At 67.2% G+C, this 23,285-nt stretch carries 23 protein-coding genes and 1 other RNA gene; 15 read left to right on the top strand and 9 right to left on the bottom strand.

Annotation, left to right across the window (positions count from 1 at the left end):
• Window positions 1-10: 10 nt before the first annotated feature.
• Window positions 11-712: an NAD-dependent deacylase gene (locus tag FPZ24_RS01050; protein WP_146569317.1), complete on the bottom strand. Its 702-nt coding sequence runs from the start codon at window positions 710-712 to the stop codon at window positions 11-13.
• A 76-nt stretch (window positions 713-788) separates the two neighbouring features.
• Here FPZ24_RS01050 and kynU point away from each other — a divergent pair, with 76 nt between their 5' ends.
• The 7 genes from kynU (at window position 789) to FPZ24_RS01015 (ending at window position 8,596) form a co-directional block, all read left to right on the top strand.
• Window positions 789-1,982 carry a kynureninase gene (kynU, locus tag FPZ24_RS01045; protein ID WP_146569316.1) on the top strand — a complete coding sequence of 398 codons (1,194 nt, stop codon included), beginning with the start codon at window positions 789-791 and terminating at the stop codon, window positions 1,980-1,982.
• Window positions 1,979-2,815, top strand: a complete 837-nt coding sequence (gene kynA, locus FPZ24_RS01040; protein ID WP_146569315.1) for a tryptophan 2,3-dioxygenase — start codon at window positions 1,979-1,981, stop codon at window positions 2,813-2,815. The genes kynU and kynA overlap by 4 nt, the downstream gene beginning before the upstream one ends.
• 155 nt (window positions 2,816-2,970) lie before the next feature.
• The gene (locus tag FPZ24_RS01035) at window positions 2,971-4,596 is read left to right on the top strand and encodes an acyl-CoA synthetase (protein ID WP_146569314.1); all 1,626 of its coding nucleotides are present in this window, start codon (window positions 2,971-2,973) and stop codon (window positions 4,594-4,596) included.
• A complete protein-coding gene (locus FPZ24_RS01030; RefSeq protein ID WP_146569313.1) occupies window positions 4,593-5,747 on the top strand; it encodes a thiolase domain-containing protein in 1,155 nt (384 codons plus the stop codon). Before FPZ24_RS01035 ends, FPZ24_RS01030 begins: the two co-directional genes overlap by 4 nt.
• Window positions 5,747-6,142: a Zn-ribbon domain-containing OB-fold protein gene (locus FPZ24_RS01025; protein ID WP_146569312.1), complete on the top strand. Its 396-nt coding sequence runs from the start codon at window positions 5,747-5,749 to the stop codon at window positions 6,140-6,142. Before FPZ24_RS01030 ends, FPZ24_RS01025 begins: the two co-directional genes overlap by 1 nt.
• 115 nt (window positions 6,143-6,257) lie before the next feature.
• Window positions 6,258-7,589 carry an MFS transporter gene (locus tag FPZ24_RS01020; protein WP_146569311.1) on the top strand — a complete coding sequence of 444 codons (1,332 nt, stop codon included), beginning with the start codon at window positions 6,258-6,260 and terminating at the stop codon, window positions 7,587-7,589.
• Complete coding sequence (locus FPZ24_RS01015; protein WP_146569310.1) at window positions 7,586-8,596, top strand: aldo/keto reductase; 1,011 nt, start codon at window positions 7,586-7,588, stop codon at window positions 8,594-8,596. Before FPZ24_RS01020 ends, FPZ24_RS01015 begins: the two co-directional genes overlap by 4 nt.
• 332 nt (window positions 8,597-8,928) lie before the next feature.
• Here the strand turns inward: FPZ24_RS01015 and FPZ24_RS01010 are convergent, their stop codons facing one another.
• A complete protein-coding gene (locus FPZ24_RS01010; RefSeq protein ID WP_146569309.1) occupies window positions 8,929-9,213 on the bottom strand; it encodes a chorismate mutase in 285 nt (94 codons plus the stop codon).
• 97 nt (window positions 9,214-9,310) lie between these two features.
• Between FPZ24_RS01010 and FPZ24_RS01005 the strand changes: the two genes are divergently transcribed.
• The 3 genes from FPZ24_RS01005 (at window position 9,311) to FPZ24_RS00995 (ending at window position 12,665) form a co-directional block, all read left to right on the top strand.
• Window positions 9,311-10,327 carry a polyprenyl synthetase family protein gene (locus FPZ24_RS01005; protein WP_146569308.1) on the top strand — a complete coding sequence of 339 codons (1,017 nt, stop codon included), beginning with the start codon at window positions 9,311-9,313 and terminating at the stop codon, window positions 10,325-10,327.
• Window positions 10,328-10,516: 189 nt separating this feature from the next.
• The gene (locus tag FPZ24_RS01000) at window positions 10,517-11,503 is read left to right on the top strand and encodes a proline iminopeptidase-family hydrolase (protein WP_146569307.1); all 987 of its coding nucleotides are present in this window, start codon (window positions 10,517-10,519) and stop codon (window positions 11,501-11,503) included.
• Window positions 11,504-11,564: 61 nt separating this feature from the next.
• The gene (locus tag FPZ24_RS00995; protein ID WP_338061666.1) at window positions 11,565-12,665 is read left to right on the top strand and encodes an FAD-dependent oxidoreductase; all 1,101 of its coding nucleotides are present in this window, start codon (window positions 11,565-11,567) and stop codon (window positions 12,663-12,665) included.
• 88 nt (window positions 12,666-12,753) lie between these two features.
• Here FPZ24_RS00995 and FPZ24_RS00990 read toward each other — a convergent pair whose 3' ends face one another.
• Window positions 12,754-13,734, bottom strand: coding sequence for a cation diffusion facilitator family transporter (locus tag FPZ24_RS00990; protein ID WP_146569305.1), 981 nt, complete (start codon window positions 13,732-13,734; stop codon window positions 12,754-12,756).
• A gap of 52 nt (window positions 13,735-13,786) precedes the next feature.
• On the opposite strand from FPZ24_RS00990, the gene hrpB reads away from it, so the two are divergent.
• Window positions 13,787-16,300, top strand: coding sequence for an ATP-dependent helicase HrpB (gene hrpB / locus FPZ24_RS00985; RefSeq protein ID WP_146569304.1), 2,514 nt, complete (start codon window positions 13,787-13,789; stop codon window positions 16,298-16,300).
• 112 nt (window positions 16,301-16,412) lie between these two features.
• Complete coding sequence (locus FPZ24_RS00980; RefSeq protein WP_146569303.1) at window positions 16,413-16,694, top strand: ETC complex I subunit; 282 nt, start codon at window positions 16,413-16,415, stop codon at window positions 16,692-16,694.
• Window positions 16,695-16,775: 81 nt separating this feature from the next.
• Here the strand turns inward: FPZ24_RS00980 and FPZ24_RS00975 are convergent, their stop codons facing one another.
• From FPZ24_RS00975 to FPZ24_RS00960, 4 genes are read right to left on the bottom strand one after another with little or no spacing between them, the layout of a single operon-like run.
• Complete coding sequence (locus tag FPZ24_RS00975) at window positions 16,776-17,246, bottom strand: NUDIX hydrolase (RefSeq protein ID WP_146574051.1); 471 nt, start codon at window positions 17,244-17,246, stop codon at window positions 16,776-16,778.
• Window positions 17,247-17,302: 56 nt separating this feature from the next.
• Window positions 17,303-17,983: a TPM domain-containing protein gene (locus FPZ24_RS00970; RefSeq protein WP_146569302.1), complete on the bottom strand. Its 681-nt coding sequence runs from the start codon at window positions 17,981-17,983 to the stop codon at window positions 17,303-17,305.
• The gene (locus FPZ24_RS00965) at window positions 17,983-18,852 is read right to left on the bottom strand and encodes a TPM domain-containing protein (RefSeq protein WP_146569301.1); all 870 of its coding nucleotides are present in this window, start codon (window positions 18,850-18,852) and stop codon (window positions 17,983-17,985) included. Before FPZ24_RS00965 ends, FPZ24_RS00970 begins: the two co-directional genes overlap by 1 nt.
• A 22-nt stretch (window positions 18,853-18,874) precedes the next feature.
• A complete protein-coding gene (locus tag FPZ24_RS00960; RefSeq protein ID WP_146569300.1) occupies window positions 18,875-19,465 on the bottom strand; it encodes a LemA family protein in 591 nt (196 codons plus the stop codon).
• 142 nt (window positions 19,466-19,607) lie between these two features.
• On the opposite strand from FPZ24_RS00960, the gene mscL reads away from it, so the two are divergent.
• Complete coding sequence (mscL, locus tag FPZ24_RS00955) at window positions 19,608-20,042, top strand: large conductance mechanosensitive channel protein MscL (RefSeq protein ID WP_146569299.1); 435 nt, start codon at window positions 19,608-19,610, stop codon at window positions 20,040-20,042.
• Window positions 20,043-20,181: 139 nt separating this feature from the next.
• Here the strand turns inward: mscL and FPZ24_RS00950 are convergent, their stop codons facing one another.
• Complete coding sequence (locus FPZ24_RS00950) at window positions 20,182-20,613, bottom strand: RrF2 family transcriptional regulator (protein WP_146569298.1); 432 nt, start codon at window positions 20,611-20,613, stop codon at window positions 20,182-20,184.
• Between the two features lie 116 nt (window positions 20,614-20,729).
• On the opposite strand from FPZ24_RS00950, the gene ssrA reads away from it, so the two are divergent.
• Window positions 20,730-21,074, top strand: a transfer-messenger RNA (tmRNA) gene (gene ssrA / locus FPZ24_RS00945).
• Between the two features lie 96 nt (window positions 21,075-21,170).
• On the top strand, window positions 21,171-21,944 hold the full coding sequence (locus FPZ24_RS00940) for a class II aldolase/adducin family protein (RefSeq protein WP_146569297.1): 774 nt from the start codon (window positions 21,171-21,173) through the stop codon (window positions 21,942-21,944).
• 60 nt (window positions 21,945-22,004) lie between these two features.
• Here FPZ24_RS00940 and FPZ24_RS17440 read toward each other — a convergent pair whose 3' ends face one another.
• Window positions 22,005-23,192 carry a PEPxxWA-CTERM sorting domain-containing protein gene (locus tag FPZ24_RS17440; protein ID WP_240047556.1) on the bottom strand — a complete coding sequence of 396 codons (1,188 nt, stop codon included), beginning with the start codon at window positions 23,190-23,192 and terminating at the stop codon, window positions 22,005-22,007.
• Window positions 23,193-23,285 lie beyond the last annotated feature (93 nt).

Raw genomic sequence — 23,285 nt, 5'->3', positions numbered from 1 at the left:
ACGCCGAAAGTCAGCTTTTCAGCATCGCCTCCACCCATGCCGGCACCAGCTCCCCGGCCGGCCCGCGCCGGCTCTCGGCGAACCAGCCGCTGCCTTCCGACGGGTCGAGATTCATCTCCAGCGTCCGCGCTCCGTGGTATTTCGCGGTCTGGACGAAGCCCGCAGCGGGATAGACCGCGCCCGACGTGCCGATCGACACGAACAGGTCGGCGCGCGCCAAGGCACGCTCGATGACATCCATGTCGTAGGGCATCTCGCCGAAGAACACGATGTCGGGCCGCAGCGCCGGCGCGCCGCATGTCGCGCAGATTTCGCCCGGCGGCATGTCTCCCGACCACGCCGCCCGCTCGCCGCAATCCGCGCACAACGCCGACAGTAATTCGCCGTGCATGTGGAGCATCCGCGTCGCCCCCGCCCGCTCGTGCAAGTCATCGACGTTCTGCGTGACGATCAGCAATTCGCCAGGCCATTCGGCATCGAGCTTCGCCAGCGCGCGATGCGCCGCATTGGGCTCGACGCCCGCCAGCGCCGCGCGGCGGAGATCGTAGAAACGATGCACCAGTTCCGGATCGCGCGCGAGCGCCTGTGGCGTGCAGACATCCTCGACCCGATGCCCCTCCCACAGCCCGCCCGGCCCGCGAAACGTCGCAATCCCGCTCTCGGCCGAAATGCCCGCGCCGGTCAGCACCACAATGTTTCGGATGTCGGCCATCACCGATAGCTGACAGGCGAAATCCTACATTGCCAGCACTCTTTACAACCGCGCGATTTCGGGGCCTGTCGCGATCATGATCGATTTCGCGGCGACCCGGCGGCTGTTCCATTTGCCCGAGGGCATGATCTATCTCGACGGCAATTCGCTCGGGCCGTTGCCGGTCGCTGCCGAGGCGCGGGTGGCCGGCGTGATGCGCGGCGAATGGGGCGGCCAGCTGATCAAGGCATGGAACACCGCCGACTGGATCAACCTGCCGCGCCGCGTCGGCGACCGGATCGGCACGCTGATCGGCGCACCGGCAGGGAGTGTCGCGACCGGGGACACGCTGTCGATCAAGGTGTTCCAGGCGCTGTCGGCGGCGTTGGCGATGCGGCCGGAGCGGAGGGTTGTATTGTCGGACACCGGCAATTTCCCGTCCGATCTCTACATCGCGCAGGGGCTGCTTCAGGCACTCGGGCGCGGGCTCGAATTGCGGCTGGTCGCGCCCGAGGACGTCGCCGACGCGATCGACGAGAGCGTTGCGGTCACGCTGATCACCGAGGTCGATTACCGCACCGGGCGGATGCACGACATGGCGGCGCTGACCGCGAAGGCGCATGCGGCGGGCGCGATCGCGGTGTGGGACTTGGCGCATTCGGCGGGCGCGATCCCGGTCGATCTGACCGCCGCCGATGCCGATTTCGCGGTCGGCTGCACGTACAAATATCTCAATGGCGGACCCGGCGCTCCCGCGTTCATCTACGTCGCGCCGCGCTTCGCCGAGAGCGCGCAGCCGATCCTGTCGGGCTGGATGGGACACGAAGCGCCGTTCGCGTTCGACCTCGATTATCGCCCGCACGCCAGCGTCGAGCGGATGCGCGTCGGGACACCGCCGGTGCTGGCGCTGGCGGTGCTCGATGCCGCGCTCGACGCGTGGGAGGGCGTAGATATGGCCGATATCCGCGTCCAGTCGACCCGCCTCTCCGAACGATTCATCGCGGAGGTCGAGGCGCGCTGCCCGGACCTCGACCTCGCGTCACCCCGCGATCCGCACGCACGCGGCAGCCAGGTCTCATTCCGCCACCCACAAGGCTATGCGATCATGCAAGCGCTGATCGCGAACGGGGTGGTGGGCGATTTCCGCGCCCCCGATCTGATCCGGTTCGGCTTCACCCCGCTCTATCTGAGCGAGGACGAGGTGGTCGACGCCGCCCGCATCCTCGAACGCGTGATGACCGAACGCTTGTGGGACGACCCCGCCTATGCGACGCGCTCGGCGGTAACATGACCGAAAAACCTTCTGATGCCGGCGACGCCGGCGGGCCCGAAACCGATTTCGCCGACAAGATGGCCTATGGCGACTATCTGCGCCTCGACTTGATCCTCGGCGCGCAGGAACCGCGATCCACGGCGCACGACGAACTGCTGTTCATCATCCAGCACCAGACGTCCGAACTGTGGATGAAGCTGGCCGTTCACGAGCTCGAATCCGCGCGCGACGCGATCGCCGGCGACCAGCTGGCGCATGCGTTCAAGATGCTCGCGCGAGTGGCGCGCATCCTCGAACAGCTCAACAACGCCTGGGACGTTCTGCGCACGCTGACGCCGAGCGAATATACCGAGTTTCGCGAGGACCTTGGCCAGTCGTCGGGCTTCCAGAGCCACCAATACCGCGCGATCGAATTCCTGTGCGGCAATCGCAACGCCGCGATGCTGAAGCCCCACGCGCACCGGCCCGGGATCGTCGGCGAGTTGCAAGCGATCCTGGCGCGGCCGAGCCTGTACGACGAGGCGGTGCGGCTGCTCGGCCGGTCGGGTTTCGATGTCGGCGAAGAGCGCGTCGGTCTGGCGGACCAGCGCGAAGAAAGTCCCAAGGTCCAGGCGGCCTGGCGCGCGGTCTATCAGGCGCCCGAACAGCATTGGCCGCTCTACGAACTCGCCGAGAAACTGGTCGATCTCGAAGATTATTTCCGCCGCTGGCGCTTCAACCACGTCACCACGGTCGAGCGCGTCATCGGCCTGAAGCGCGGCACCGGCGGCACGCAGGGCGTCGCGTATCTCCGCCGGATGCTCGAGGTCGAGCTGTTCCCCGAGCTGTGGCACGTGCGTACCGAGCTCTAGTGCTCCTGCGAAAGCAGGAGCCCAGAGCCACAAGCGACGTCGCCCATTATCCTGGATTCCTGCTTTCGCAGGAATACGGGGTTGACGGCACCATACCCGATATTCCAATTCGGGAGGAAGCCGTAGCGTCATGAAACGCGCGGCAGGAGAGCCGCATGACCGCATGGACCTACGCCAATATCTGGGAATCGGTCGCGGCGGCGGTGCCGGACCAGCCCGCCATCGTCCAGGGCGAGCGCGTCGTCAGCTTCGCAGAATTCGAGGCGCAGGCCGATGCACTGGCCACGCATCTGCTCGCCGCGGGGTTGCAGCAACAGGCCAAGGTCGCGGTCTACGCCACCAACTGCCCCGAATTTCTGGTCGCCTATTACGCCGCGTTCAAGGCGGGGCTCGCGCCGTTCAACGTCAATTATCGCTACGGGCCGGAGGAGGTCCGCTACCTGCTCGACAATGGCGATGCCGAGGCGGTGGTGTTCGAGAGCGGGTTCGCGAGCATCCTCGACCCGATCCGCGCCGCGATGCCCGGCGTGAAGAGCTGGATCGCGATCGGCGCCGATCCGCCCGCCTGGGCCGAGAATTTCGCCGCGCTCGCCGCGCGCGTTCCCGCCGAGCGGCCGACGATCGCACCTTGGGGCCGCCATAACGAGGACCTGCTCCTGATCTTCACCGGCGGCACGACCGGCATGCCCAAGGCGGTGATGTGGCAGCAGGGCGATCTGATGGCGAAGGGCGGCTACGGATCGAACCCGCTGCTCGGCGTAGGACCGATGAGCGCGCCGGAGGAGGCCGGTCCGCGTGCCGCCGCGTCGCCGATCAAGCCGCGCTCGCTGATCGCCCCGCCGCTGATGCACGCGACCGGCCTGATCGGCGCGTTTACCGCGATCTCGTCTGGCGGCGCGGTCGTACTGCTCCCGCACGGCAAGTTCGATCCCGAGGAGGTGTGGGCCGCGGTCGAACGCTGGCGCGTCACGCGGATGACGATCGTCGGCCAGCCCTTTGCGCAACCCTTGCTAGAGGCGCTCGACGCCAATCCTGGGCGTTGGGACTTGTCCTCGCTCTTCATCATCGGCTCGTCCGGCGCGATGTGGAACCGCGAGAACAAACTCGGCCTGATCCGTCACATCCCGCAGGTCAATCTGATGGACAGCTACTCCTCGTCCGAAGCGTTCGGGATGGGTATCTCGACCACCAACGCGCAGGGCGAAAGCGCCACCGCGACCTTCGCGCTCGGCCCCGATTGCGCGATCTTCACCGAAGACGGGCGGCGGGTCGAACCGGGATCGGGCGAGAGCGGACGGCTCGCGGTCGGCGGGTACATCCCGCTCGGTTACTACAAGGATCCGGTGAAGTCGGCGCAGACCTTCCCGACCTATGAAGGGCAGCGTTGGTCGATGCCCGGCGACTGGGCGAGCGTCGATGCCGACGGCACCGTCCGCATCCTCGGCCGCGGGTCGCAATGCATCAACACCGGCGGCGAGAAGGTCTTTCCGGAGGAAGTCGAGGAAGCATTGAAGCGCCACCCCGGCGTGCGCGACGCGGCGGTGACCGGCGTGCCAGATGCGCGATTCGGCGAGCGGATCGTCGCGCTGGTCGAGCCGCATGCCGGCCAATCGCCCGACGAGACGGACTTGCGCGACCACGTCAAATCGCAACTGGCGACCTACAAGGCGCCGCGCCACGTCCTCGTGGTCGACAGCGTTGCGCGCGCACCCAACGGCAAGCTCGACTACAAAGCAATCAAGGAGCGCGCGATGGCGGCATTCGGGGAGCAGGCCGCGTGACGATCCGCAACAAGGCCTATATCGCCGGCGCGTTCGAGCATCCGACCCGGCTCGCCCCCGACAAATCCACGCCGCAGCTTCATGCCGAATGCGCGGCCGGCGCGCTCGCCGATGCGGGCCTGAGCCTCAAGGACGTCGACGGCTATTTCTGCGCGGGCGACGCGCCCGGCTTCGGCGGCATGTCGATGATCGACTATATGGGGCTGAAGGTACGTCACACCGACAGCACCGAAACCGGCGGGTCGTCGTACATCCTCCACGTCAGCCACGCCGCGCAGGCGATTGCCGCCGGGCACTGCTCGGTCGCGCTGATCACGCTCGCGGGACGGCCGCGATCGGAGCCGTTCGGCCGCTTCCCCGGCGGCGCGCCCGAAGCGCCGTTCGAGGGCTGGGTCGGCAGCACGACGCACAACAGTTACGGCATGTGCGCCGCGCGCCACATGCATGAGTACGGCACCACGTCGGAACAGCTGGCCTGGATCAAGGTCGCCGCATCGACCCACGCGCAGTACAATGAACACGCGATGCTGCGCGACGTGGTGACGGTCGACGACGTCCTTAATTCGCCGATGATCTCCGACCCGCTCCACCGCCTCGATTGCTGCGTGGTGTCGGACGGCGGCGGCGCGTTGCTGGTCGTCGCGCCCGAAGTGGCGAAGTCCTTGAAGCGCCCGCTGGTCGCGGTGCGCGGCGCGGGCGAAGCGGTAAAGGGACCGCGCGGCGGCATGAACCTAGATCTCACCACCTCGGCGGCAGCGGTATCCGGCCCGGCGGCGTTCGCGGAGGCCGGGTGTACCCCCGCCGACATGAAATATGCGTCGATCTACGATAGCTTCACGATCACCGTGCTGATCCAGCTCGAGGACCTCGGCTTCTGCAAGAAAGGCGAAGGCGGCAGGTTCGTCGCCGAGGGCAACCTCATTTCGGGCACCGGCAAGCTGCCGTTCAACACCGACGGCGGGGGGCTGTGCAACAATCACCCGACCAACCGCGGCGGCATCACCAAGGTGATCGAAGCGGTCCGCCAGTTGCGCGGCGAGGCGCATCCGGCGGTGCAGGTGCCGAATTGCGACCTGGCCGTCGCGACCGGGATCGGCGGCTCGCTCGGTGTGCGCCACGGCGCCGCGACCCTCGTGCTGGAGAGGCAGTGATGAGCGACCCCCGGAAGATCCCCGCACCCCAGCCGAACGTCGAGAACCAGCGCTTCTTCGACGCCGCCGCACAGGGCAAATTGCTGATCGGCCAGTGCGACGCGTGCGGCCAGCCGCATTATTATCCGCGCGCGACATGCCCGTTCTGCTTCGGCGCGACGACGTGGGTGGAGAGCGGCGGCAAGGGCGAAATCTACTCGCTCTCGACGATGCGTCGCGGTGCCGGCGCGCCCTACACGCTCGCCTATGTGACGCTCGACGAAGGCCCCGCGGTGCTTACCAACATCGCCACCGACGACCATGATTCACTCGCCATCGGCCAGCGCGTGAGCGTCCGGTTCACGCCGACCGAGGGCGGCCCGCCGGTCCCCATGTTCGCGCCCGAAGGGGAGTGAAACCGACTAATGATCGTCACCCCGGCCTTGTGCCGGGGTCCGCTGCGCCGCAAGCGACGTCAATGACCATGATCGGCATCGCGCGCTCCACGGCGGATGCCGGGACGAGCCCGGCATGACGAATCTGGGCGACACCCGCACCCTCGCCGAACGCGAGGCCGAGTATGACGCGTTCGTCGCCGCGAACCTGCGCCGCAATTTCATCGCGCATTTCACGCACGGCATGCTCGGCATGACCGGGTTCCGCCTGATCTACGCGCCGACCTTCATCCCGACCTACATCCACCGCCTGACCGGCTCCGACGCGCTGGTCGGGCTCGGCACCGCGCTCCTCCAGTTCGGCGCGATCCTCTCGCCGATCTTCAGCGCGTCGCGGTTCGAGACCAAGGAGCGCATCCTCCCTTACGCGATCCGCACCGGTACGATGTTGCGGGTGATGATCCTCGGCATGGCGCTGGCCGGTTGGTTCCTCCACGGCGAGGCGCTGCTGATCGTCACGCTCGTCCTGTTCTTCCTGCTCGGCGCGTTCAACGGGACGCAGCGCGTCGCCTTCCAGATGCTGATGTCGAAGGTCATCCCGATCCACCGTCGCGGGCGGTTGCAAGCCTATCGCAACGTCGCGGGCGGGATCATCGCGGCGATCCTGTCCTACGCCGCCGGACGCTGGCTGATCGGCAACGACGTGTGGGGCAACGGTTACGCCACCACGTTCTTCGTCGCGTTCGTGCTGACCAGTATGGGGCTGACCGTGCTGCGGCTGCGGATGGTCGAGCCGGTGCCCGTGACGGTCCGCTCCCCGATGAAGTTCGTCGATCGCGTGAAGACCTTCCCGCAATTGCTCGAGGATCGCGGCTATCGCTGGTTCATCCTGGCCGAGGCGTGCTGCGTCTGCGCGCGGATCGCGACGCCGTTCTACATCCTCTACGCCGGCAGCCAGCTCGGCCTGTCGGGAATCGTGATCGGCGAACTCAGCCTCGCCTATCTCGGCGCGGATACCGTCTCCAATCTGCTCTGGGGCAATCTCGGCGATCGTACCGGCTATCGCTCGACCTTCACCCTGGCGGCGGCCCTCTGGGCCGGCGGGATCGTGTTGCTGCTCAGCGTGCATCACCCCTGGGCGGTATTCGCCGCCTTCTGCTGCCTCGGCGCGGGCAATTGCGGGTATCAGATGAGCCAGCAGACGATGGTGCTCGAATTCGGCGAGCGCGCCGACGTCGCGATGCGACTGGCGCTGTCGACGACGATCGAAGGGACGATATCCGCGATCGGTCCGTTGATCGGCGGCCTCGTCGCGTATCGCTACGGCTACCCGCCCGTCATGTGGACCGCTTTCGGTTTCCTCAGCGCCGCCGTCCTTCTCCTGATCTTTCGCGTCCGCGAGCCTCGCCAGCGCCACGTCGCGCCGGTATTGGAAGGCGACCTGCCCAACCCCGAAAGCGTATCATGACCCTTCCAACCCGCCAGCTCGGCCCGCTGACCGTTTCCGCGATCGGGCTCGGCTGCATGAACATCTGCCATGCTTATGCGACGCCGCCGTCTGAGGAAGACGCCGGCAAGCTGCTCAACCGCGCGCTCGACCTCGGCGTGACGTTTCTCGACACCGCGGCAATCTACGGCCTCGGCCAGAGCGAGCGGCTGATCCAGCGCTACGTCATGCACCGCAAGACCGAGTTCACGCTCGCTTCCAAGTGCGTGATGGATGCGCCCGACGGCAAGACGCGCGTGCTCGACGCCAGCCCCGCGGCGATCACCGCGACGCTCGACCGCGCGCTGCAGCGGCTGCAGACCGATCATATCGACCTCTATTACCTTCACCGCCCCGACCGGAACGTGCCGATCGAGGAGTCGGTCGGCGCGCTGAAGGATGCGGTGCAGGCGGGGAAGATCGGCGCGATCGGCCTGTCCGAAATGGGCGCCGGCCTGATCCGTCGCGCGCACGCCGTCCATCCGATCGCCGCGGTGCAGAGCGAATATTCGCCGATGGTGCGCAACCCCGAGGTCGCGGTGCTCGACACGTGCCGCGACCTCGGCATCGGCTTCGTCGCCTTCTCGCCCGTGGCGCGTGGCATGCTCGCGACCGGCGTGCGTGACGATCGGTTCGAGAAATACGACATCCGCCATACCATGCCGCGCTTCACCGGCGACAACCTAGCGCACAATCTGACGGTGGTGGCGACGTTCGAGGCGGTGGCGCGCGAGGCGGGATGCACGCCCGCGCAACTCGCGCTCGCCTGGGTGCTCGCGCAGGGCGATCACATCGTCCCGATCCCCGGCACGCAGAACATCGCGCATCTGGAGGAGGACGTCGCCGCCGCAACGATCGCGATCGCGCCCGACGTGCTGGCGGAAGCCGCGACGATCTTCGCCGGCACGATCCGCGGCGCGCGGTATGCCGCCTTCGCCCAAGCGACGGTCGACACCGAATTGCTCCCCGACGAAGAGCTTGCGGCCTAGGCTTCGTCATAGAGGGCCGTTTCGCACTAGCCTGTGCTCCGGCGCAGGCCGGAGCGTAGGCGATCGCAGCGAATGCCGGCCAACGCTCCGGCCTGCGCCGGAGCACGGTCAACGAAGGCGCGAAGACCTACCAGATCAGCACGACCACGCCGAGAATGACCCCGGCCAGCGCAAAGCTGACGAGGTGCATCGCCAGGCCATAGCTGCACTGACTGTTCGATGCATGAAAGCCGTGCATCATCCTCTCCCGGACGCGCTATCGGCTTGTCGCGATTGGTCGCGTCGGGCGGGAAGCTACGCTTGTCGAGGACGACTCGCAAGCGCCGCCGTGATCAGACCTCGTCCCGGAATTGTTCGTGGTGGCGGATCACTTCGTCGATGATGAAGCGCAGGAATTTCTCGCTGAATTCGGGGTCGAGCCGGGCGTCCTCGGCGAGTTTCCGCAACCGCGCGATCTGGCGTTCCTCGCGACCCGGATCGGCGGGGGGCAGCCCGGCCTTCGCCTTGTAGCGCCCGACCGCCTGCGTCACCTTGAACCGCTCGGCGAGGATGTGGACCAGCGCTGCATCGATATTGTCGATGCTGCTGCGATAGGCGTCCAGTATCTCGTCGCTCATCCGGCCCTCCTTGAGTCGCCTGCGTTCTGCGCATGCATCCCGGGATGCGCAAGCCGCGCTTGCGTTCGCGAGGCCGCTCCGCCAAACGCCTCACAAGATGAGCGCCACGATCCACCGCCTCGATCCGACCCGCCCGGCCCCCAGCCTCGAGCCGATGATGAGCCTGGTCGCCGCCGACATGAACGCGGTCAATGCGGTGATCCTGGATCGCATGCAGTCGGAGATCCCGCTGATCCCCGAACTCGCCGGTCACCTGATCGCGGGCGGCGGCAAGCGGATGCGGCCGATGCTGACGCTCGCGAGCGCCAAGCTGCTCGGCTACACGGGCAATCGCCACCATCGCCTCGCCGCGTCGGTCGAATTCATCCACACCGCGACCTTGCTCCACGACGATGTCGTCGACGGCAGCGACCTGCGCCGCGGCAAACGCACCGCGAACCTGATCTGGGGCAACCCCGCATCGATCCTGGTCGGCGATTTCCTGTTCAGCCGCAGCTTCGAACTGATGGTCGAGGATGGCAGCCTGAAAGTGCTCAAGATTCTGTCGAACGCGTCGGCGGTGATCGCGGAGGGCGAGGTCAACCAGCTGACCGCCGCGCGTCGCGTCGATCTGGGCGAGGAACGCTATCTCGACATTATCGGCGCGAAGACCGCCGCCTTGTTCGCCGCCGCGTGCAAGATCGCCGCGGTCGTCGCCGAACGCTCGGACGGCGAAGAGGCCGCGTTGGACGCGTTCGGGCGCAACCTGGGCATCGCGTTCCAGCTGGTCGACGATGCGATCGACTATGTCTCCGACGCCGGGACGATGGGCAAGGATACCGGAGACGACTTCCGCGAGGGCAAGGTCACGCTGCCGGTGATCCTGGCCTATGCGCGCGGGTCGGAAGAAGACCGCAAGTTCTGGAAGGACGCGATCCTGGGCTTCCGCGCGTCGGACGAAGACTTCGTCCACGCGGTCGACCTCGTACGCGCCACCCGTGCGATCGACGACACGCTGGCTCGCGCCCGCCATTACGGCCAGCGCGCGATCGACGCGATCGCGGGGTTTGCGCCGGGGAAAGCGCGCGACGCGATGACCGAAGCGGTCGAGTTCGCGGTGGCTAGGGCGTATTAGCCCCTTCGTTCCGGACACCTTCGCCGTGCTCCGGCGAAGGCCGGAGCGTTGGCCAACGCAGCCGTCGATTTCCAGCGCTCCGGCCTTCGCCGGAGCACGTCATCCTATCAGGACTAAGTCGAACGGGCGATTTGAGATTTCCTCGCGCTGATCCTCGCGATAAGCTCTCTCACAAGGGGGGGACACTTGATGGATCGACGCGATTTCCTCATGTCGAGCGCCGCCGTGGCGCTCGCGGGTTCGGCCGCCACACCGGTGCTGGCGACACCGCCCGCCGACCCGCTCAACCCGCCCGGCATCAAGGTCGCCGGCATCCGCATGCTCCCGGTGCGCCGCGGCAAGTATCAGGTATGGACCAAGACGATCGGCGACGGCCCGATCAAGGTCCTGTTGCTCCATGGCGGTCCCGCCGCGACGCACGATTATCTTGAGGCGTTCGAAAGCTTCCTGCCGCCCGCGGGCATCCAGATGATCTATTACGACCAGCTCGGCTGCGGCAATTCGGACATTCCCGACGATCCGTCGCTCTGGACCCTCCCCGGCTTTCTCGGCGAGCTCGAGGAGGTGCGCCAAGGTCTCGGGCTCGACCAGTTCGTGCTGTTCGGTCACAGCTGGGGCGGGCTGCTCGGCATCGAATATGCGCTGAACTACCAGCAGCATCTGCGCGGGCTGATCATTTCGAACATGGCCGCCGGGGTAAAGGCCGTCCTCAAGCATACGCAGGAGATCAAGGACTGGCTTCCCCCTGCCGAGCGCAAGCGGCTCGACGAACTCGAAGCGAAGCAGGACTATGATAATCCCGACTATCACCGCATCGTCGAGGGCATCCTCTACCCGCAAATGATCTGCCGCACCGTGCCTTGGCCGGAGCCGGTCACCCGGTCGATCAAGAAGTTCAACCTGAAGATCTACGAACAGATGCAGGGCAAGAGCGAGTTCCTGGTCACCGGCAACCTCAAAGATTGGGAACGCTGGGACCGGCTGCACGAGATCAAGACGCGCGCGCTGACGATCGGGTCGCGCTACGACGAGATGGATCCGGCGGACATGCTCAAGATGGCGACGCTGATGCCCAATGCACAGGGGTTCGTCTGTCCCAACGGCAGCCACATGGCGATGTGGGACGACCAGGCCTATTATTTCGACCATCTGCTCGCCTGGCTGAAAAAGGTTTGATCTGACCCAGCCGCTCGACATCGCGATCGCCGGGTGCGGGCCGTGCGGGCTCGCCACCGCATTGTTGCTGTACCGCGACGGACACCGCGTGACGCTGTTCGAACGGTTCGATACGCCACGCCCGATCGGCTCCGGCTTGATGATCCAGCCGACCGGCCGTGCGGTGTTGCGTGAGCTGGGGCTGGAGGAGGCGCTGATTGCCGGCGGCGCGCGAATTGAGCGACTGTTCGGGTTGAACGATCGCGGGCGGAAGGTGCTCGACGTCCGCTACGACGCGCTTGATGCCGGGGCCTTCGGGATCGGCATCCACCGCGCCAGCTTGTTCGATCTGCTCCATCGCGCCGTCGCGAACGAGAAGATCGCGATCGAAGGCGCCCGCACGATCGCCGGGCGCGATGGCGGCGCCTTGCTCTTCGCCGACGGCAGCCGCGCCGGCCCGTTCGACCTGATCGTCGATGCGTTGGGGTCGCGCAGCACGCTAGCGCCGCAGACCGGGCGGGAGCTCGCGTACGGCGCACTCTGGGCAAGCCTGGACTGGACCGAGGGGTTCGACGCCCACGCGCTCGAACAACGCTATCGCGCCGCGAGCCGGATGGTCGGCGTCCTGCCGATCGGCGGCAACCACGCCGCCTTCTTCTGGTCGCTCCGCGCCGACCGCCTCGACGCATGGCGCGTGGCCGGGCTCGATGTTTGGAAGGACGAGGTCCGCGCGCTCTGGCCCGCGACCGCGCCTTTGCTCGATCAGGTCGCCGATCCCGATCAGCTCACCTTCGCACGCTACGCCCACCGCACGCTCCGCCGTCCCGTCGAGCCCGGCCTGATCCACCTCGGCGACGCGTGGCATTCGACCAGCCCGCAGCTCGGCCAGGGCGTCAACATGGCGCTGCTCGACGCCTGGGCGCTCGCATTCGCTTTGCGTGAACGCGAGTCACTTGCCGACGCACTGGCGCTCGCCGCCTCGCTCCGCCGCGAGCATGTCGGCCTCTACCAGTTGATGAGCCGCCTCTTCACGCCGGTCTATCAGTCCGACAGCACAATGCTGCCGCTGCTCCGCGACGTCGTCGTCGCCCCACTCGCCAAGACTTGGCCCGCACCCAAGGTGATGGCGGCGATGGTCGCAGGGATCGTCGGCAGCCCGCTGCGGCGGCTGGGACTGGCTTAGCTTCGTGCTCCTGCGAAAGCAGGAGCCTAGGGCCACAAGCGACGTCACTCTTGGCTCTGGGTTCCTGCTTTCGCAGGAACCCAAGTCGCTAGCAATCGGTCGCGCACGCCTCGCCGCGTTCGATCTGGATCGTCGCGTGGCCGATCGCGAACCGCTCTTGCAGCATCCTCTGCGCATCGGGCAGGAAGGCGTCCGCCGGCATCTCGACCATCACGAGATGCGCAGTCAGCACCGTCTCCGTCGTCGACATCGGCCAGATATGGAGGTCGTGCATCGCGGTCACGCCGGGCAGGCCTTTCAGCGCCGCGGCCACCTGATCGATATCGATCGCGCGCGGCACCGCGTTGAGCGACATCTCTATCGTCTCGCGCAACAGCCCCCAGGTCTGCCAGAAGATCAGCGCCGACACGACGATGCTCGTCACCGGATCGATCCAGTTCGCGCCGGTCCACCAGATCGCGACCCCCGCCAGCATCACCCCAGCCGACACCGTCGCGTCGGCCGCCATGTGAAGGTACGCGCCGCGCAAATTGATGTCCGACTTCTGCCCGCGCGCGAACAGCCAGGCGGTCGCCGCGTTGACCAGGATGCCGATGGCGGCGACCACCACGACCACCGCGCCCTTCACCTCGGCCGGCTGGCCGAACCGCATCACCGCTTCGAACACGATCGCGCCCATCGCCATCAGCAACAGCAGCGCGTTGATCAACGCGGCCAGAATGGTCGATGCCTTGAAGCCGTAGGTGAACCGCTTGGTCGCACCGCGCCGCGCCAGCGTCGCACCCGCCCAAGCGACCGCGAGACCGAGCACGTCGCTGAGGTTGTGCCCCGCATCGGCCATCAACGCGACCGATTGCGACACGAAGCCGAGCCCGAACTCGACGATCACGAAGAGGATGTTGAGGCTGATGCCGATCGCGAACGCGCGGTCGAAGGTCAGCGGGCCGTGATGATGGCCGCCCGGGCCATGGCTGTGGCCGGCGTGGCTGTGCCCGTGATCGTGCTTGTGCGCCTTCCCATGATCGTGCGCATGGTCGTGGCCGTGATGGTCATGGTCGTGGGGAGGCATCGTCGCCCTGCCTAGCATTGCCCATGCGTGTGATACTAGGACGCTGAATCGCATGACCGATCTTCCCGTCCTTGCCGTCCTGCCCAACCTGCTGGCGTCGCTTGGCCAGCGCGCGAACGCGGTGCTCGTTGCGCCGCCGGGGGCGGGCAAGACGACAGCGGTCGCGCCGGCCTTGTTGGGCGAGGCGTGGTGCGTCGGCGAAATCCTCCTGCTCTCCCCCCGCCGCATCGCTGCGCGCGCCGCCGCCGAGCGGATGGCAGCGCTGGCGGGCGAACCGGTCGGCAAGACGTTCGGTTACGCGACGCGGATGGATTCGAAGCGGTCGGCGACGACGCGGGTGATGGTCGTGACCGAGGGTATCTTCGTCGCGCGGATTCAGGCCGATCCCGAACTGGCCGGCGTGTCGGCGGTGTTGTTCGACGAAGTGCATGAGCGCAGCCTCGATTCGGACTTCGGGCTGGCGCTGGCGCTGGATGCGCAAGGCGCGTTGCGGCCCGACCTACGCATCGTCGCGATGTCAGCGACGCTCGACGGTGCACGGTTCGCGAAGCTACTCGGCGACGCGCCGGTGATCGAGAGCGCGGGGCGCAGCTATCCGCTCGACCTGCGCTATCTCGGGCGGCGCGGCGAGGCGCGGATCGAGGACGAGATGACCGCCGCGATCCGTCAGGCGCTGCGCGAGGAGAGCGGCGGCGTGCTCGCTTTCCTGCCGGGCGTCGCCGAGATCGAGCGGGTGGCGGAGCGTCTCGGCGACCTGCCCGGCATCGCGCTCCACAAGCTCCACGGCCAGATTCCGCCCCCCGCGCAACGCGCCGCGATCGCGCCGGAGTCCGCGCGCAAGTTGGTGCTCGCGACCAGCATCGCCGAGACCAGCCTGACGCTCGACGGCATATCGGTGGTGGTGGATTCGGGTCTCGCGCGCCGCCCGCGCTACGATCGCGCGGCGGGGATGACGCGGCTGGTCACCGAACGCGCGAGCCAGGCGGCCGCGACGCAGCGCGCCGGGCGGGCCGCACGCCAGGGGCCGGGGGTCGCGTATCGGCTTTGGGAGGAAGCGGCGACCGCAGGCCTGCCGAGGTTCGACCCGCCCGAAATCCTCGAGGCCGATCTCTCGGCGCTGGTGCTCGACTGCGCGATCTGGGGCGTCGCCGACCCGCGCTCGCTGGCCTGGCTGGACCCGCCGCCCGAGGCCGCGGTGGCGGAAGCGCGGGCGCGGCTGGCGACGCTGGAGGCGGTCGATGCCGACGGGCGTCCAACCGCGCACGGCCGCGCGATCGCAAAGCTGCCGATGCCGCCGCGCTTGGCGCACATGCTGGTCCGCGCGGCGGAGATGGGGATGGCGCAGGAGGCGGCGGAGGTCGCGGTGCTGCTCGGCGAACGCGGGCTGGGCGGGCCGGGGACCGATCTGGAGACACGCGTGCGCCGGTTTCGCGGTGAGCGCGGGCCAAGGGCGGAGGGTGCGCGAAGGTTGGCGGAGCGGTGGACTAACCTCGTTCGTCATCCCCGCGAACGCGGGGACCCAACACCCAAGATTGCAACAAGCGGCACGGTTGGGGAGATGGGCCCCCGCGTGCGCGGGGGTGACGGCGTAAGCATCGCCATCGCTCTAGCCTTCCCCGATCGCGTTTCCCGCCGTCGCGATGCATCCGGCGAGCGCTGGGCGTCGGTCGGCGGGCGCGGGTTCCGGCTCGATCCGGCAGATCCGCTCGCGACCGCCGAGTGGCTCGCCGTCGCCGAAACGCAAGGCACCGCTGCGGGGGCACGTGTCCTGTCGGCCGCCGCGATCGACCAGGCGAGCGTCGAAGCCCTGTTCGCCGACCGCATCGAGACGCGGCGCACCTTCGCGTTCGATCCCGCGGCCGGCGCGGTCGAGGCGGTGCGCGAGCGACGGCTGGGTGCGATCGCTCTGTCGCGCGGGCCGGACAGCAACACCGATCCCGCCGCGATCGCCGGGGCGCTGGTAGAAGGCGTGCGCGACCATGGTCTCGCGCTGCTGCCGTGGAGCGAAACCGCCACCGCGCTTCGCCACCGCGCCGCGTTCGCTGCCCAGCACGGCTGGACCGAGTCGCTCGACGACGAAACGCTGACCCACCGTCTCGACGATTGGCTGCCGCCCCTGCTCGCCGGCAAGCGAAGACTATCGGCGGTAAGCGACGCCGACCTCGCCGAAGCCCTCCGCAACTTCGCCGGCTGGGACGCGATGCGCGCGCTCGACCGCATCGCGCCGGCGCGGCTCGACACCCCCGCGGGGTCGAGCGCCGCGATCGATTATGCCGCCGAAGCCGGCCCGACCGTCGAACTCCGCCCGCAGGCCTTGTTCGGCCTCGCCACCCACCCGACCGTCGCCAACGGCGCGGTGCCGCTCGTCCTCAGCCTGACCTCGCCCGCCGGCCGGCCGATCCAGACGACGCGCGACTTGCCCGGCTTTTGGGCCGGCAGCTGGGCGGCGGTGGCGAAGGAAATGCGCGGCCGCTATCCGCGCCACCCGTGGCCGGACGATCCCGCAGGCGCGAACCCGACGCTGCGCACGAAAAACGCTGATGCGCGGCGCGACAAGTCGCGCTAGTGCGTTGAAGCGCACGGTGCCGGCCCGCTCCCCCACCCGACCGCCCATAGGTTACCGTAACTGGGCGGTCGGGTGGGGGAGCGGGCCGGCACCGCGAACAACAGGATCACTCATGGCCAAAGCCCGCATCTTCCAACGCCCCAAGAACGCGATGCAATCCGGTCGCGCGCGCACCGATCGCTGGACGCTCGAATTCGAGCCCGCCGAGGCCAAGCGCCCCGACCCGTTGACCGGCTGGGCCGGGTCGGGCGACACCAACGAGCAAGTGCGGCTGGGCTTCGCGACGGCGGAAGACGCGATCGCCTATGCCGAGAAGGTCGGGCTCGCGTTCGAGGTGGTACCGACGCCGACGCGGACGCTGAAGATCCAGACGTACGCGGATAATTTCCGCTGACTCCCCGTGCTCCTGCGAAGGCAGGAGCCCAGGGTTGTGCTATCCGAATTACCCTAGGCTCCTGCCTTCGCAGGAGCACAGTTAGGCAAGCAAACCCGGCCCCAGCAACGTCAACAGTTTGACGTCGATCGCAACCCCGACGGCACGGCGCTCGGCGACGAACTCGGCGATATCGCCCAGCGCCACGCGGTGGACGATGATGTCCTCGTCTGCCGTCCCGCCGCCATTCCCAACCTTCGTCAGTCCTTCTGCTCGCACCAGCGTGAAGCACTCGCTCACCATGCCCGGCGAGGCATAGAAGGTCCCGAGCGACGTCACCCGCTCGGCGCGATACCCCGTCTCCTCCTCCAGTTCGCGCGCGGCGGATGCTTCGGCGGTCTCGCCCGCTTCCTCGTCGCCGACCAGACCCGCCGGCAACTCCAGGCATCGCCGCCCGAGCGGCACGCGATATTGCTCCACCAGGATGACATGGCCGTCGTCGATCGCGAGGATCACCGCCGCCTGCGTACCGCCGACGCGGCCGACATATTCCCAGCGCCCGCGCTTCTTCATTTCGAGGAAGCGGCCCGCCCATACCGTCTCCTCCGGCACATCGGCGTCGGTCACGCTCACAGTTCGATCAGCCGATCGGGCAGCTCGTTGCGGTCGTGCTCGGTCTTGGGGAAATGTTCGGCGACGATCGCGCCGATCGCACGCACCGCCGCCGCCATGCCCTGTGCCGGGCGGCCGTCGCGTACCTCATCGACCAAAGCCGCCATTGCGTCCCCCCAGCGTTCGGGCGGGACCTTGGCGTGGATCGCGGCGTCGGCGACGATCTCCGCCAGCCGCTCGTCGAGCGAAAGGTAGAGCAGCACGCCGACCCGCGCCGCCGTCCGCTTCTCCGCGCCGACCTTGAAATAGCGGATCGCTCGCCCGCGTACGCGTCGCGCACGGACGGTCGGCGGGGTCAGCGCGATCCGCAGCCGGCCGTTGCGGAACAGCAGCAACGCCAGCCCGAACACGACCGCCTCGATCACCAGCAAGGTCACGAACCGCGCCGCCATGCTCGGCACTTCGCCCCAGCCGCCCGTCACCAGCGCGATCTTGGCGTCGATCGTCCCCGGCAGCACCGCCGCCAGCGCGACCACCAGCAGCATCGCCATCGCCGCCCAGATCAGCCCGGTATCGCGATACTCGTCGGACCGCCGCGTGACGATCGTCACGATCTCGCCGTCAGTCCCCGCCTCGGCCGCGGTCACCGCATTGCTGACGAGGGCGCGATCTTCGGCGCTCAAGGGAAAGCCGGTCATCACCATCCCCCCGATGCGCCGCCGCCGCCACCGCCGCCACCGCCGCCACCCGAAAAGCCGCCGCCCCAGCTGCTGCCGCCCGAATCGCTCCACGACGACCCGCCGCCCGAACTCCAGCCCGACCCGCCGCCCCACGACGATCCGTTCGATCCCCAGTCGCTCAGGCCCGGTCCCCACAGGATCACCGGCGCGCCGCCGCGGCGATAGCGCTGGCCGCGCCGCCCGTTGCGCAAGCTCGACAGGATCACAAAGCCGATGATCAATGCCCAGATCACCAGCCCGATCGGAAAGTCGCCGCTGCCGCTGCTGCTCGACGATCGCTTGCGCTTGTCGAATGCGGCGATCGCGGCGTCGGTGCGGGCCTTGGCCTCGTCGGGCGTGGCGCGGAGTTGTTCGATCAGGGCGTCGGCTCCCGCCGTCATCGCCTGCGGCACTTGCCCCGCCTTCAACAGCGGCATCATCTTCTCGTCGATGATCTGCCCGGCCAGCGCATCGGTGACGATCGGCTCCAGCCCGTACCCGACCTCGATCCGTGGACCGCGATGCCCGGGCTGTTCGTTGGGTGCGATGAACAGGATGATACCGTTATTGACGTCTTTCAGCCCGACGCCCCAGGCGCGGATCAGCCCGACGCCGTAATCCTCCAGCGTATAGCCCTGCATGTCGGGGATCGTCGCGACGATCAGCTGGCGATGCGTATCGCGTTGCAGCGCATCGAGCTTGGCGGTCAGGTCCGCCTTGGTCGCGGGGTCAAGCACGTTGGCGGCATCGACCACGAAGCCGCTGAACGGCGGATAGGTTTGCGCGAGCGCCGGCGTGGCGGCGACGAGCGCCGCCAGCACCAACACCAGCAGACGGATCAGGCGCATGGCCGGTTCCTATGATCCCGCGTCAGTTGCTGTTGCCGAAATCGATCGTCGGGTTGGCGTCCGCGCCCGGCGCTGCCTGGAACGGTACCATCGGCTTCGCACCGTAGACGATCTTGGCGCCGATCGCATCGGGGAAGGTGCGAATCTTGGTGTTATAGGCCTGCACCGACGTGTTGTAGTCGCGGATCGCGATGTTGATGCGGTTGTTGCTGCCCTCGATCTCGCGGATCAGCGCCTGGAAGTTCGCTTGGCTCTGCAGCGTCGGATAGGCCTCGACCGTCGCGAGCAGGCGACCGAGCGACGCGCCCAGCGCGCCCTGCGCCTGCTGGAAACTCGCCACCTTGGCGGGATCGGTCAGGTCGCCGGCATTGATCTGGACCTTGGTCGCGTTCGCGCGGGCGTTGACGACATCGGTCAGGATCTTACCCTCGGACGCGGCGCTGCCCTTCACCGTCGCGACGATATTGGGGATCGTGTCGGCGCGGCGCTGATACGCGGCCTGGACGTCGGCCCAGCGCGCCTTCGCCGCCTCTTCCGCGGTCGGCACCGAATTGACCCCGCACGCCGACAACGTGGCGGCGATGGCGAGCATGATCACGGCACGAAACTTCATGGGGATAAGCCTCCAGAACCCTTGCGGTCCGCAATGTAGGGGGTCGCATATTCGGCGAAAAGGGAAATGCGACACGGGTGCTTGCCGAGCCGATATCCACAGGCCTAACCTGCGTTGCGGGTAGCAAGCAGGGAGACTGCAGATGTTCAAGGAATTCAAAGCCTTCATCATGCGCGGCAACGTGATGGACCTGGCCATCGCGGTGATCATCGGCGCGGCATTCGGCAAGATTGTCACTTCGCTCACCGACGACATCATCATGCCGTTGATCGGCAAGGTCTTCGGCGGGCTCGATTTCTCGAGCTATTTCCTGGTGCTCAACGCCGACAAGGTGCCGCCCGCGCTGGCCGGATCGACCGACTATGCGGCGCTCAAGAAGGCCGGCGTGCCGTTGCTCGGCTATGGCGAGTTCATCACTCAGGCGGTCAATTTCTTCATCATCGCCTTCATCATCTTCCTGATGATCCGCGCGGTGAACCGGGTAATGCCGAAGCCCGAAGAAGCCGCCGCAGCCGATCCGGCCGACGTCGTGCTGTTGCGCGAGATCAGGGACGAGCTGCGCGCGAAGCGGGGCTGAACGCTCCCCCTCCCTGGAAGGGAGGGGCCGGGGGTGGGTCGAGGCTTGCCGAAACGCAAGCCTCCGATCTCACCTCACCAGTATCGCGATACTCCCACCCACCCCTAACCCCTCCCTTCCCGGGAGGGGAATATGCAGGTCACGCCGCGACCAAATCCTCCGCCCCCGCATCGGCCAGGCTGGTGCCGTCCAGGATCCGCGCGGTCTCATCCCGCACGCGCGCCATGGCGTTACGGATCGCGCAGGTCGCCTCGTCCTTGCAATCGGCGCAGCGGCGATACGCGGTGCGGCTGACGCACGGCACCAGCGCGAGCGGCCCCTCGATCACACGGATGATCTCGCCCAGCGAAATCAGGTGGGTCGGGCGCGACAGGCAGTAACCGCCCGCCTTGCCGCGATGGCTGTGGATGAACCCGGCCTCGCGCAAGTCGGCGAGGATCAGCTCCAGGAACTTGCGCGGGACGTTGGCGCTGTCGGCGATGCGGTTCATCGGGATCGGCGGACCACCGGCGGGGGCTTCGGCCAGATAGAGCATCGCGCGGAGCGCGTAACGGGAACGCTGCGTCAACATGATGATACTTTATTGCGCGATATTATGGCGCAGGGAAGGCAGGCCGGTATTTTTTGGCGCCGCAGCGTGGCTCAATCGCCACAGCATGGCAGCAGCTATGCCACACACCCCGCCCGCCACTTTTCTTTAAGCGCCAAGCGCCTATATTGGTCGGTGCAAGGGCTTCGGCCCGGCTATGGCGATAAACGACGGCGTATAATAGACGCAGCGGACCCGGGGGCAGTACCCGGCGGCTCCACCATATGCCCCTGATAACACAGGGGTTTCTGACGGGGCCGAACCAGGATCGACGTGTGTTGAAAGGCGCTGACTTTTGCTCGGAATGGGACCACCGTGACGGCCCGTACACAAGTGCCAACGATAACGAAGCACTCGCTATGGCGGCCTAACCCCACGGCCTAACGGCCTAAGGTTAGACTAAAATGCGCGGTCGGACCCACCGGGCAACAGAAGGGAATCCAGCGGTTCGGGGAGCACCGGGCAACAGAAGCTCCCCACTTCCCCTCCCCTTCGAAATTGCGGTATGCTCACGTCCGACAAAGACTCGGAGAGTGACGATGGCAACGCTGGCGACGGTCGATACCACCAACGAAATGGCCCCGGGCGAGTGGGAAGCGCGGGTCGATCTCGCCGCGGCCTACCGCCTGGTCGCGCTGTACGGCTGGGACGACCTGATCTTCACCCACTTGTCGGCGCGCGTGCCGGGGCCAGAACACCATTTCCTGATCAATCCGTACGACATGATGTTCGAGGAGATCACCGCGTCGAGCCTCGTCAAGATCGACGTCGACGGAAATCCGGTCGGCAAGTCCGAGCATCCGGTCAATCCGGCCGGCTTCACGATCCACTCGGCGATCCACATGGCGCGCGAGGATGCCGCCGCAGTGATGCACCTCCATACCCCGCAGGGTCAGGCGGTGTCGGCGATGGAATTCGGGCTGCTCCCCCACACCCAGACCGCGATGATCGCCAAGCACAACGTCGCGTATCACGAGTATGAGGGCATCGCGACCGACCTCGACGAGCGCGAGCGGCTGGTCCAGGATCTGGGCGACAAGCATGCGATGATCCTGCGCAACCACGGCACGCTCGCGGTCGGCAAGACCGTCGGCGACTGTTTCCTGCGACTCTATTTTCTGGAGCGCGCGTGTCAGGCGCAGGTGATGATGCTGTCGGCCGGGTACGACCATCTCTACAACCCGCCGCAAGGTACCGAGCACAAGGTCGAAACCCAGACTCCGCCCGCCGGCATGGCAATGGCGGCCGAGCGGCTGGCGTGGCCGGCGCTGCTTCGGAAGCTCGACCGGATCGATCCGTCGTTCCGCGACTAGCAACGGTTGGCCGACCGGCAGGTACGCGCCGGCCGGCCGCCCACTGTTACACGCCGGGGATCAAGCGGCGAGCACCAACGGGGTGGCATGACGGCGCCGCATCGCTGCGCCGATCAGCCCGAAGCCCATGATCATCATCGCCCAGGTCGCCGGTTCGGGCACGCCCGACACCGCGGCGGGATAACCGTAGCCGCCGCCCGGTAGCGGGCTCAGCGCGCCGCTCGCACTCGCCAGCGATCCACCCGCTGACACGTTGACGCCGGTGACCTTCGCGGTGTTGAAGAAATCGACCGTCCCGTCGTCGACATCGTCGGCGTATAGCCAGCTCGCGAGCGTGAACACCGAACCCGCCGCCAGATCGAAGTCGAGCGTAAAGCTGGTCGGGTCGATCACCGTCATGCCGGTCGAATTGGTCGAGCATTCGTCGTCGGGGCACAGCGCGCCCGATGCGATCAGCGAATAATTCGCTTTCACGTTGTTATAGGCGGCCAGCAATTGCGGCCCGCCCGCCGCCGTATTGGTGTATTGGAAGGTCTGAAACGCGCCGCCGTTGATCGAGCGCTGGAAGAAGCCATCGTATAACCGATTGACCGTGACGTTGTTGCCCGACGCCGAGGTGATCTCGTAATATTCGCCGAGCGGCCCCGTATCCCGCAGCGCGCGTGACGCGAAGCTTCCCGGCCCGCCGTTGACGTTGGTGTAGTTATAGAATCCGTCGAAATCCCGCGCGTCGGCGTAGGTGACCAGGCCCGCCGTGGTCCGCTTCAGGATCAGCGTGTCATAGTCGTTGCCGGTCGAAAGCTGGCGGCCGTAATTGGTGCTTTGCCACCCGTCGCTGCCGTTCAGCGACCAGTCGCCGCCGCGCAGCGCCGCCACTTTGTAGTTCCACGCGCTCGACGCATTATTGCCCGACACGGCGCCGTCGATCGTGAAAGTGAAGCTCAGATGGACCATGCCGGTCCCCGCCACCGTGAAGGTGTCGAGCCATGCCGAGCTGGCATAGACTTCGGTCGTGGACGTACCCTGCGCGAAGATCTTGTTGACGCCGTAATCGGTGGTGGCGCGGGCATCGACGCCGTTCAGGTTGGTTCCGACGATCCCCCCGGCAGTCGTATTCACCCGCGTATCGTCATTGCCCGCGCCCGGCGGATCGGCGCTGACGGCAGTCAGTATCTGCTGCTGCGCGCTCGCCTCGCCGCTCGCGAAGATTGCCATCCCCAACGCCGCCGCTCCCATCAGGCGCGTCATCCTGCTGCTTCGCGATACCATCTCTTTCATCCCCCGATTGACTTCGATGGAGTGGGGATTGGCAGCGACCGCGGCGTGGCAACATCCCGGATT

Origin of the sequence: Sphingomonas panacisoli (assembly GCF_007859635.1) — a bacterium.
GTDB classification, from domain to species: domain Bacteria; phylum Pseudomonadota; class Alphaproteobacteria; order Sphingomonadales; family Sphingomonadaceae; genus Sphingomonas; species Sphingomonas panacisoli.
This window is presented reverse-complemented; position numbering and strand designations above follow the sequence as displayed.

Excerpts from the sequence above, each read along its gene's own strand:
- FPZ24_RS01050 (WP_146569317.1), bottom strand. The coding sequence starts at position 712 with ATGGCCGACATCCGAAACATTGTGGTGCTGACCGGCGCGGGCATTTCG.
- kynU (WP_146569316.1), top strand. The coding sequence starts at position 789 with ATGATCGATTTCGCGGCGACCCGGCGGCTGTTCCATTTGCCCGAGGGC.
- kynA (WP_146569315.1), top strand. The coding sequence starts at position 1,979 with ATGACCGAAAAACCTTCTGATGCCGGCGACGCCGGCGGGCCCGAAACC.
- FPZ24_RS01035 (WP_146569314.1), top strand. The coding sequence starts at position 2,971 with ATGACCGCATGGACCTACGCCAATATCTGGGAATCGGTCGCGGCGGCG.
- FPZ24_RS01025 (WP_146569312.1), top strand. The coding sequence starts at position 5,747 with ATGAGCGACCCCCGGAAGATCCCCGCACCCCAGCCGAACGTCGAGAAC.
- FPZ24_RS01020 (WP_146569311.1), top strand. The coding sequence starts at position 6,258 with ATGACGAATCTGGGCGACACCCGCACCCTCGCCGAACGCGAGGCCGAG.
- FPZ24_RS01015 (WP_146569310.1), top strand. The coding sequence starts at position 7,586 with ATGACCCTTCCAACCCGCCAGCTCGGCCCGCTGACCGTTTCCGCGATC.
- FPZ24_RS01010 (WP_146569309.1), bottom strand. The coding sequence starts at position 9,213 with ATGAGCGACGAGATACTGGACGCCTATCGCAGCAGCATCGACAATATC.
- FPZ24_RS01005 (WP_146569308.1), top strand. The coding sequence starts at position 9,311 with ATGAGCGCCACGATCCACCGCCTCGATCCGACCCGCCCGGCCCCCAGC.
- FPZ24_RS01000 (WP_146569307.1), top strand. The coding sequence starts at position 10,517 with ATGGATCGACGCGATTTCCTCATGTCGAGCGCCGCCGTGGCGCTCGCG.
- FPZ24_RS00990 (WP_146569305.1), bottom strand. The coding sequence starts at position 13,734 with ATGCCTCCCCACGACCATGACCATCACGGCCACGACCATGCGCACGAT.
- hrpB (WP_146569304.1), top strand. The coding sequence starts at position 13,787 with ATGACCGATCTTCCCGTCCTTGCCGTCCTGCCCAACCTGCTGGCGTCG.
- FPZ24_RS00980 (WP_146569303.1), top strand. The coding sequence starts at position 16,413 with ATGGCCAAAGCCCGCATCTTCCAACGCCCCAAGAACGCGATGCAATCC.
- FPZ24_RS00975 (WP_146574051.1), bottom strand. The coding sequence starts at position 17,246 with ATGAAGAAGCGCGGGCGCTGGGAATATGTCGGCCGCGTCGGCGGTACG.
- FPZ24_RS00970 (WP_146569302.1), bottom strand. The coding sequence starts at position 17,983 with ATGACCGGCTTTCCCTTGAGCGCCGAAGATCGCGCCCTCGTCAGCAAT.
- FPZ24_RS00965 (WP_146569301.1), bottom strand. The coding sequence starts at position 18,852 with ATGCGCCTGATCCGTCTGCTGGTGTTGGTGCTGGCGGCGCTCGTCGCC.
- FPZ24_RS00960 (WP_146569300.1), bottom strand. The coding sequence starts at position 19,465 with ATGAAGTTTCGTGCCGTGATCATGCTCGCCATCGCCGCCACGTTGTCG.
- mscL (WP_146569299.1), top strand. The coding sequence starts at position 19,608 with ATGTTCAAGGAATTCAAAGCCTTCATCATGCGCGGCAACGTGATGGAC.
- FPZ24_RS00950 (WP_146569298.1), bottom strand. The coding sequence starts at position 20,613 with ATGTTGACGCAGCGTTCCCGTTACGCGCTCCGCGCGATGCTCTATCTG.
- FPZ24_RS00940 (WP_146569297.1), top strand. The coding sequence starts at position 21,171 with ATGGCAACGCTGGCGACGGTCGATACCACCAACGAAATGGCCCCGGGC.
- FPZ24_RS17440 (WP_240047556.1), bottom strand. The coding sequence starts at position 23,192 with ATGACGCGCCTGATGGGAGCGGCGGCGTTGGGGATGGCAATCTTCGCG.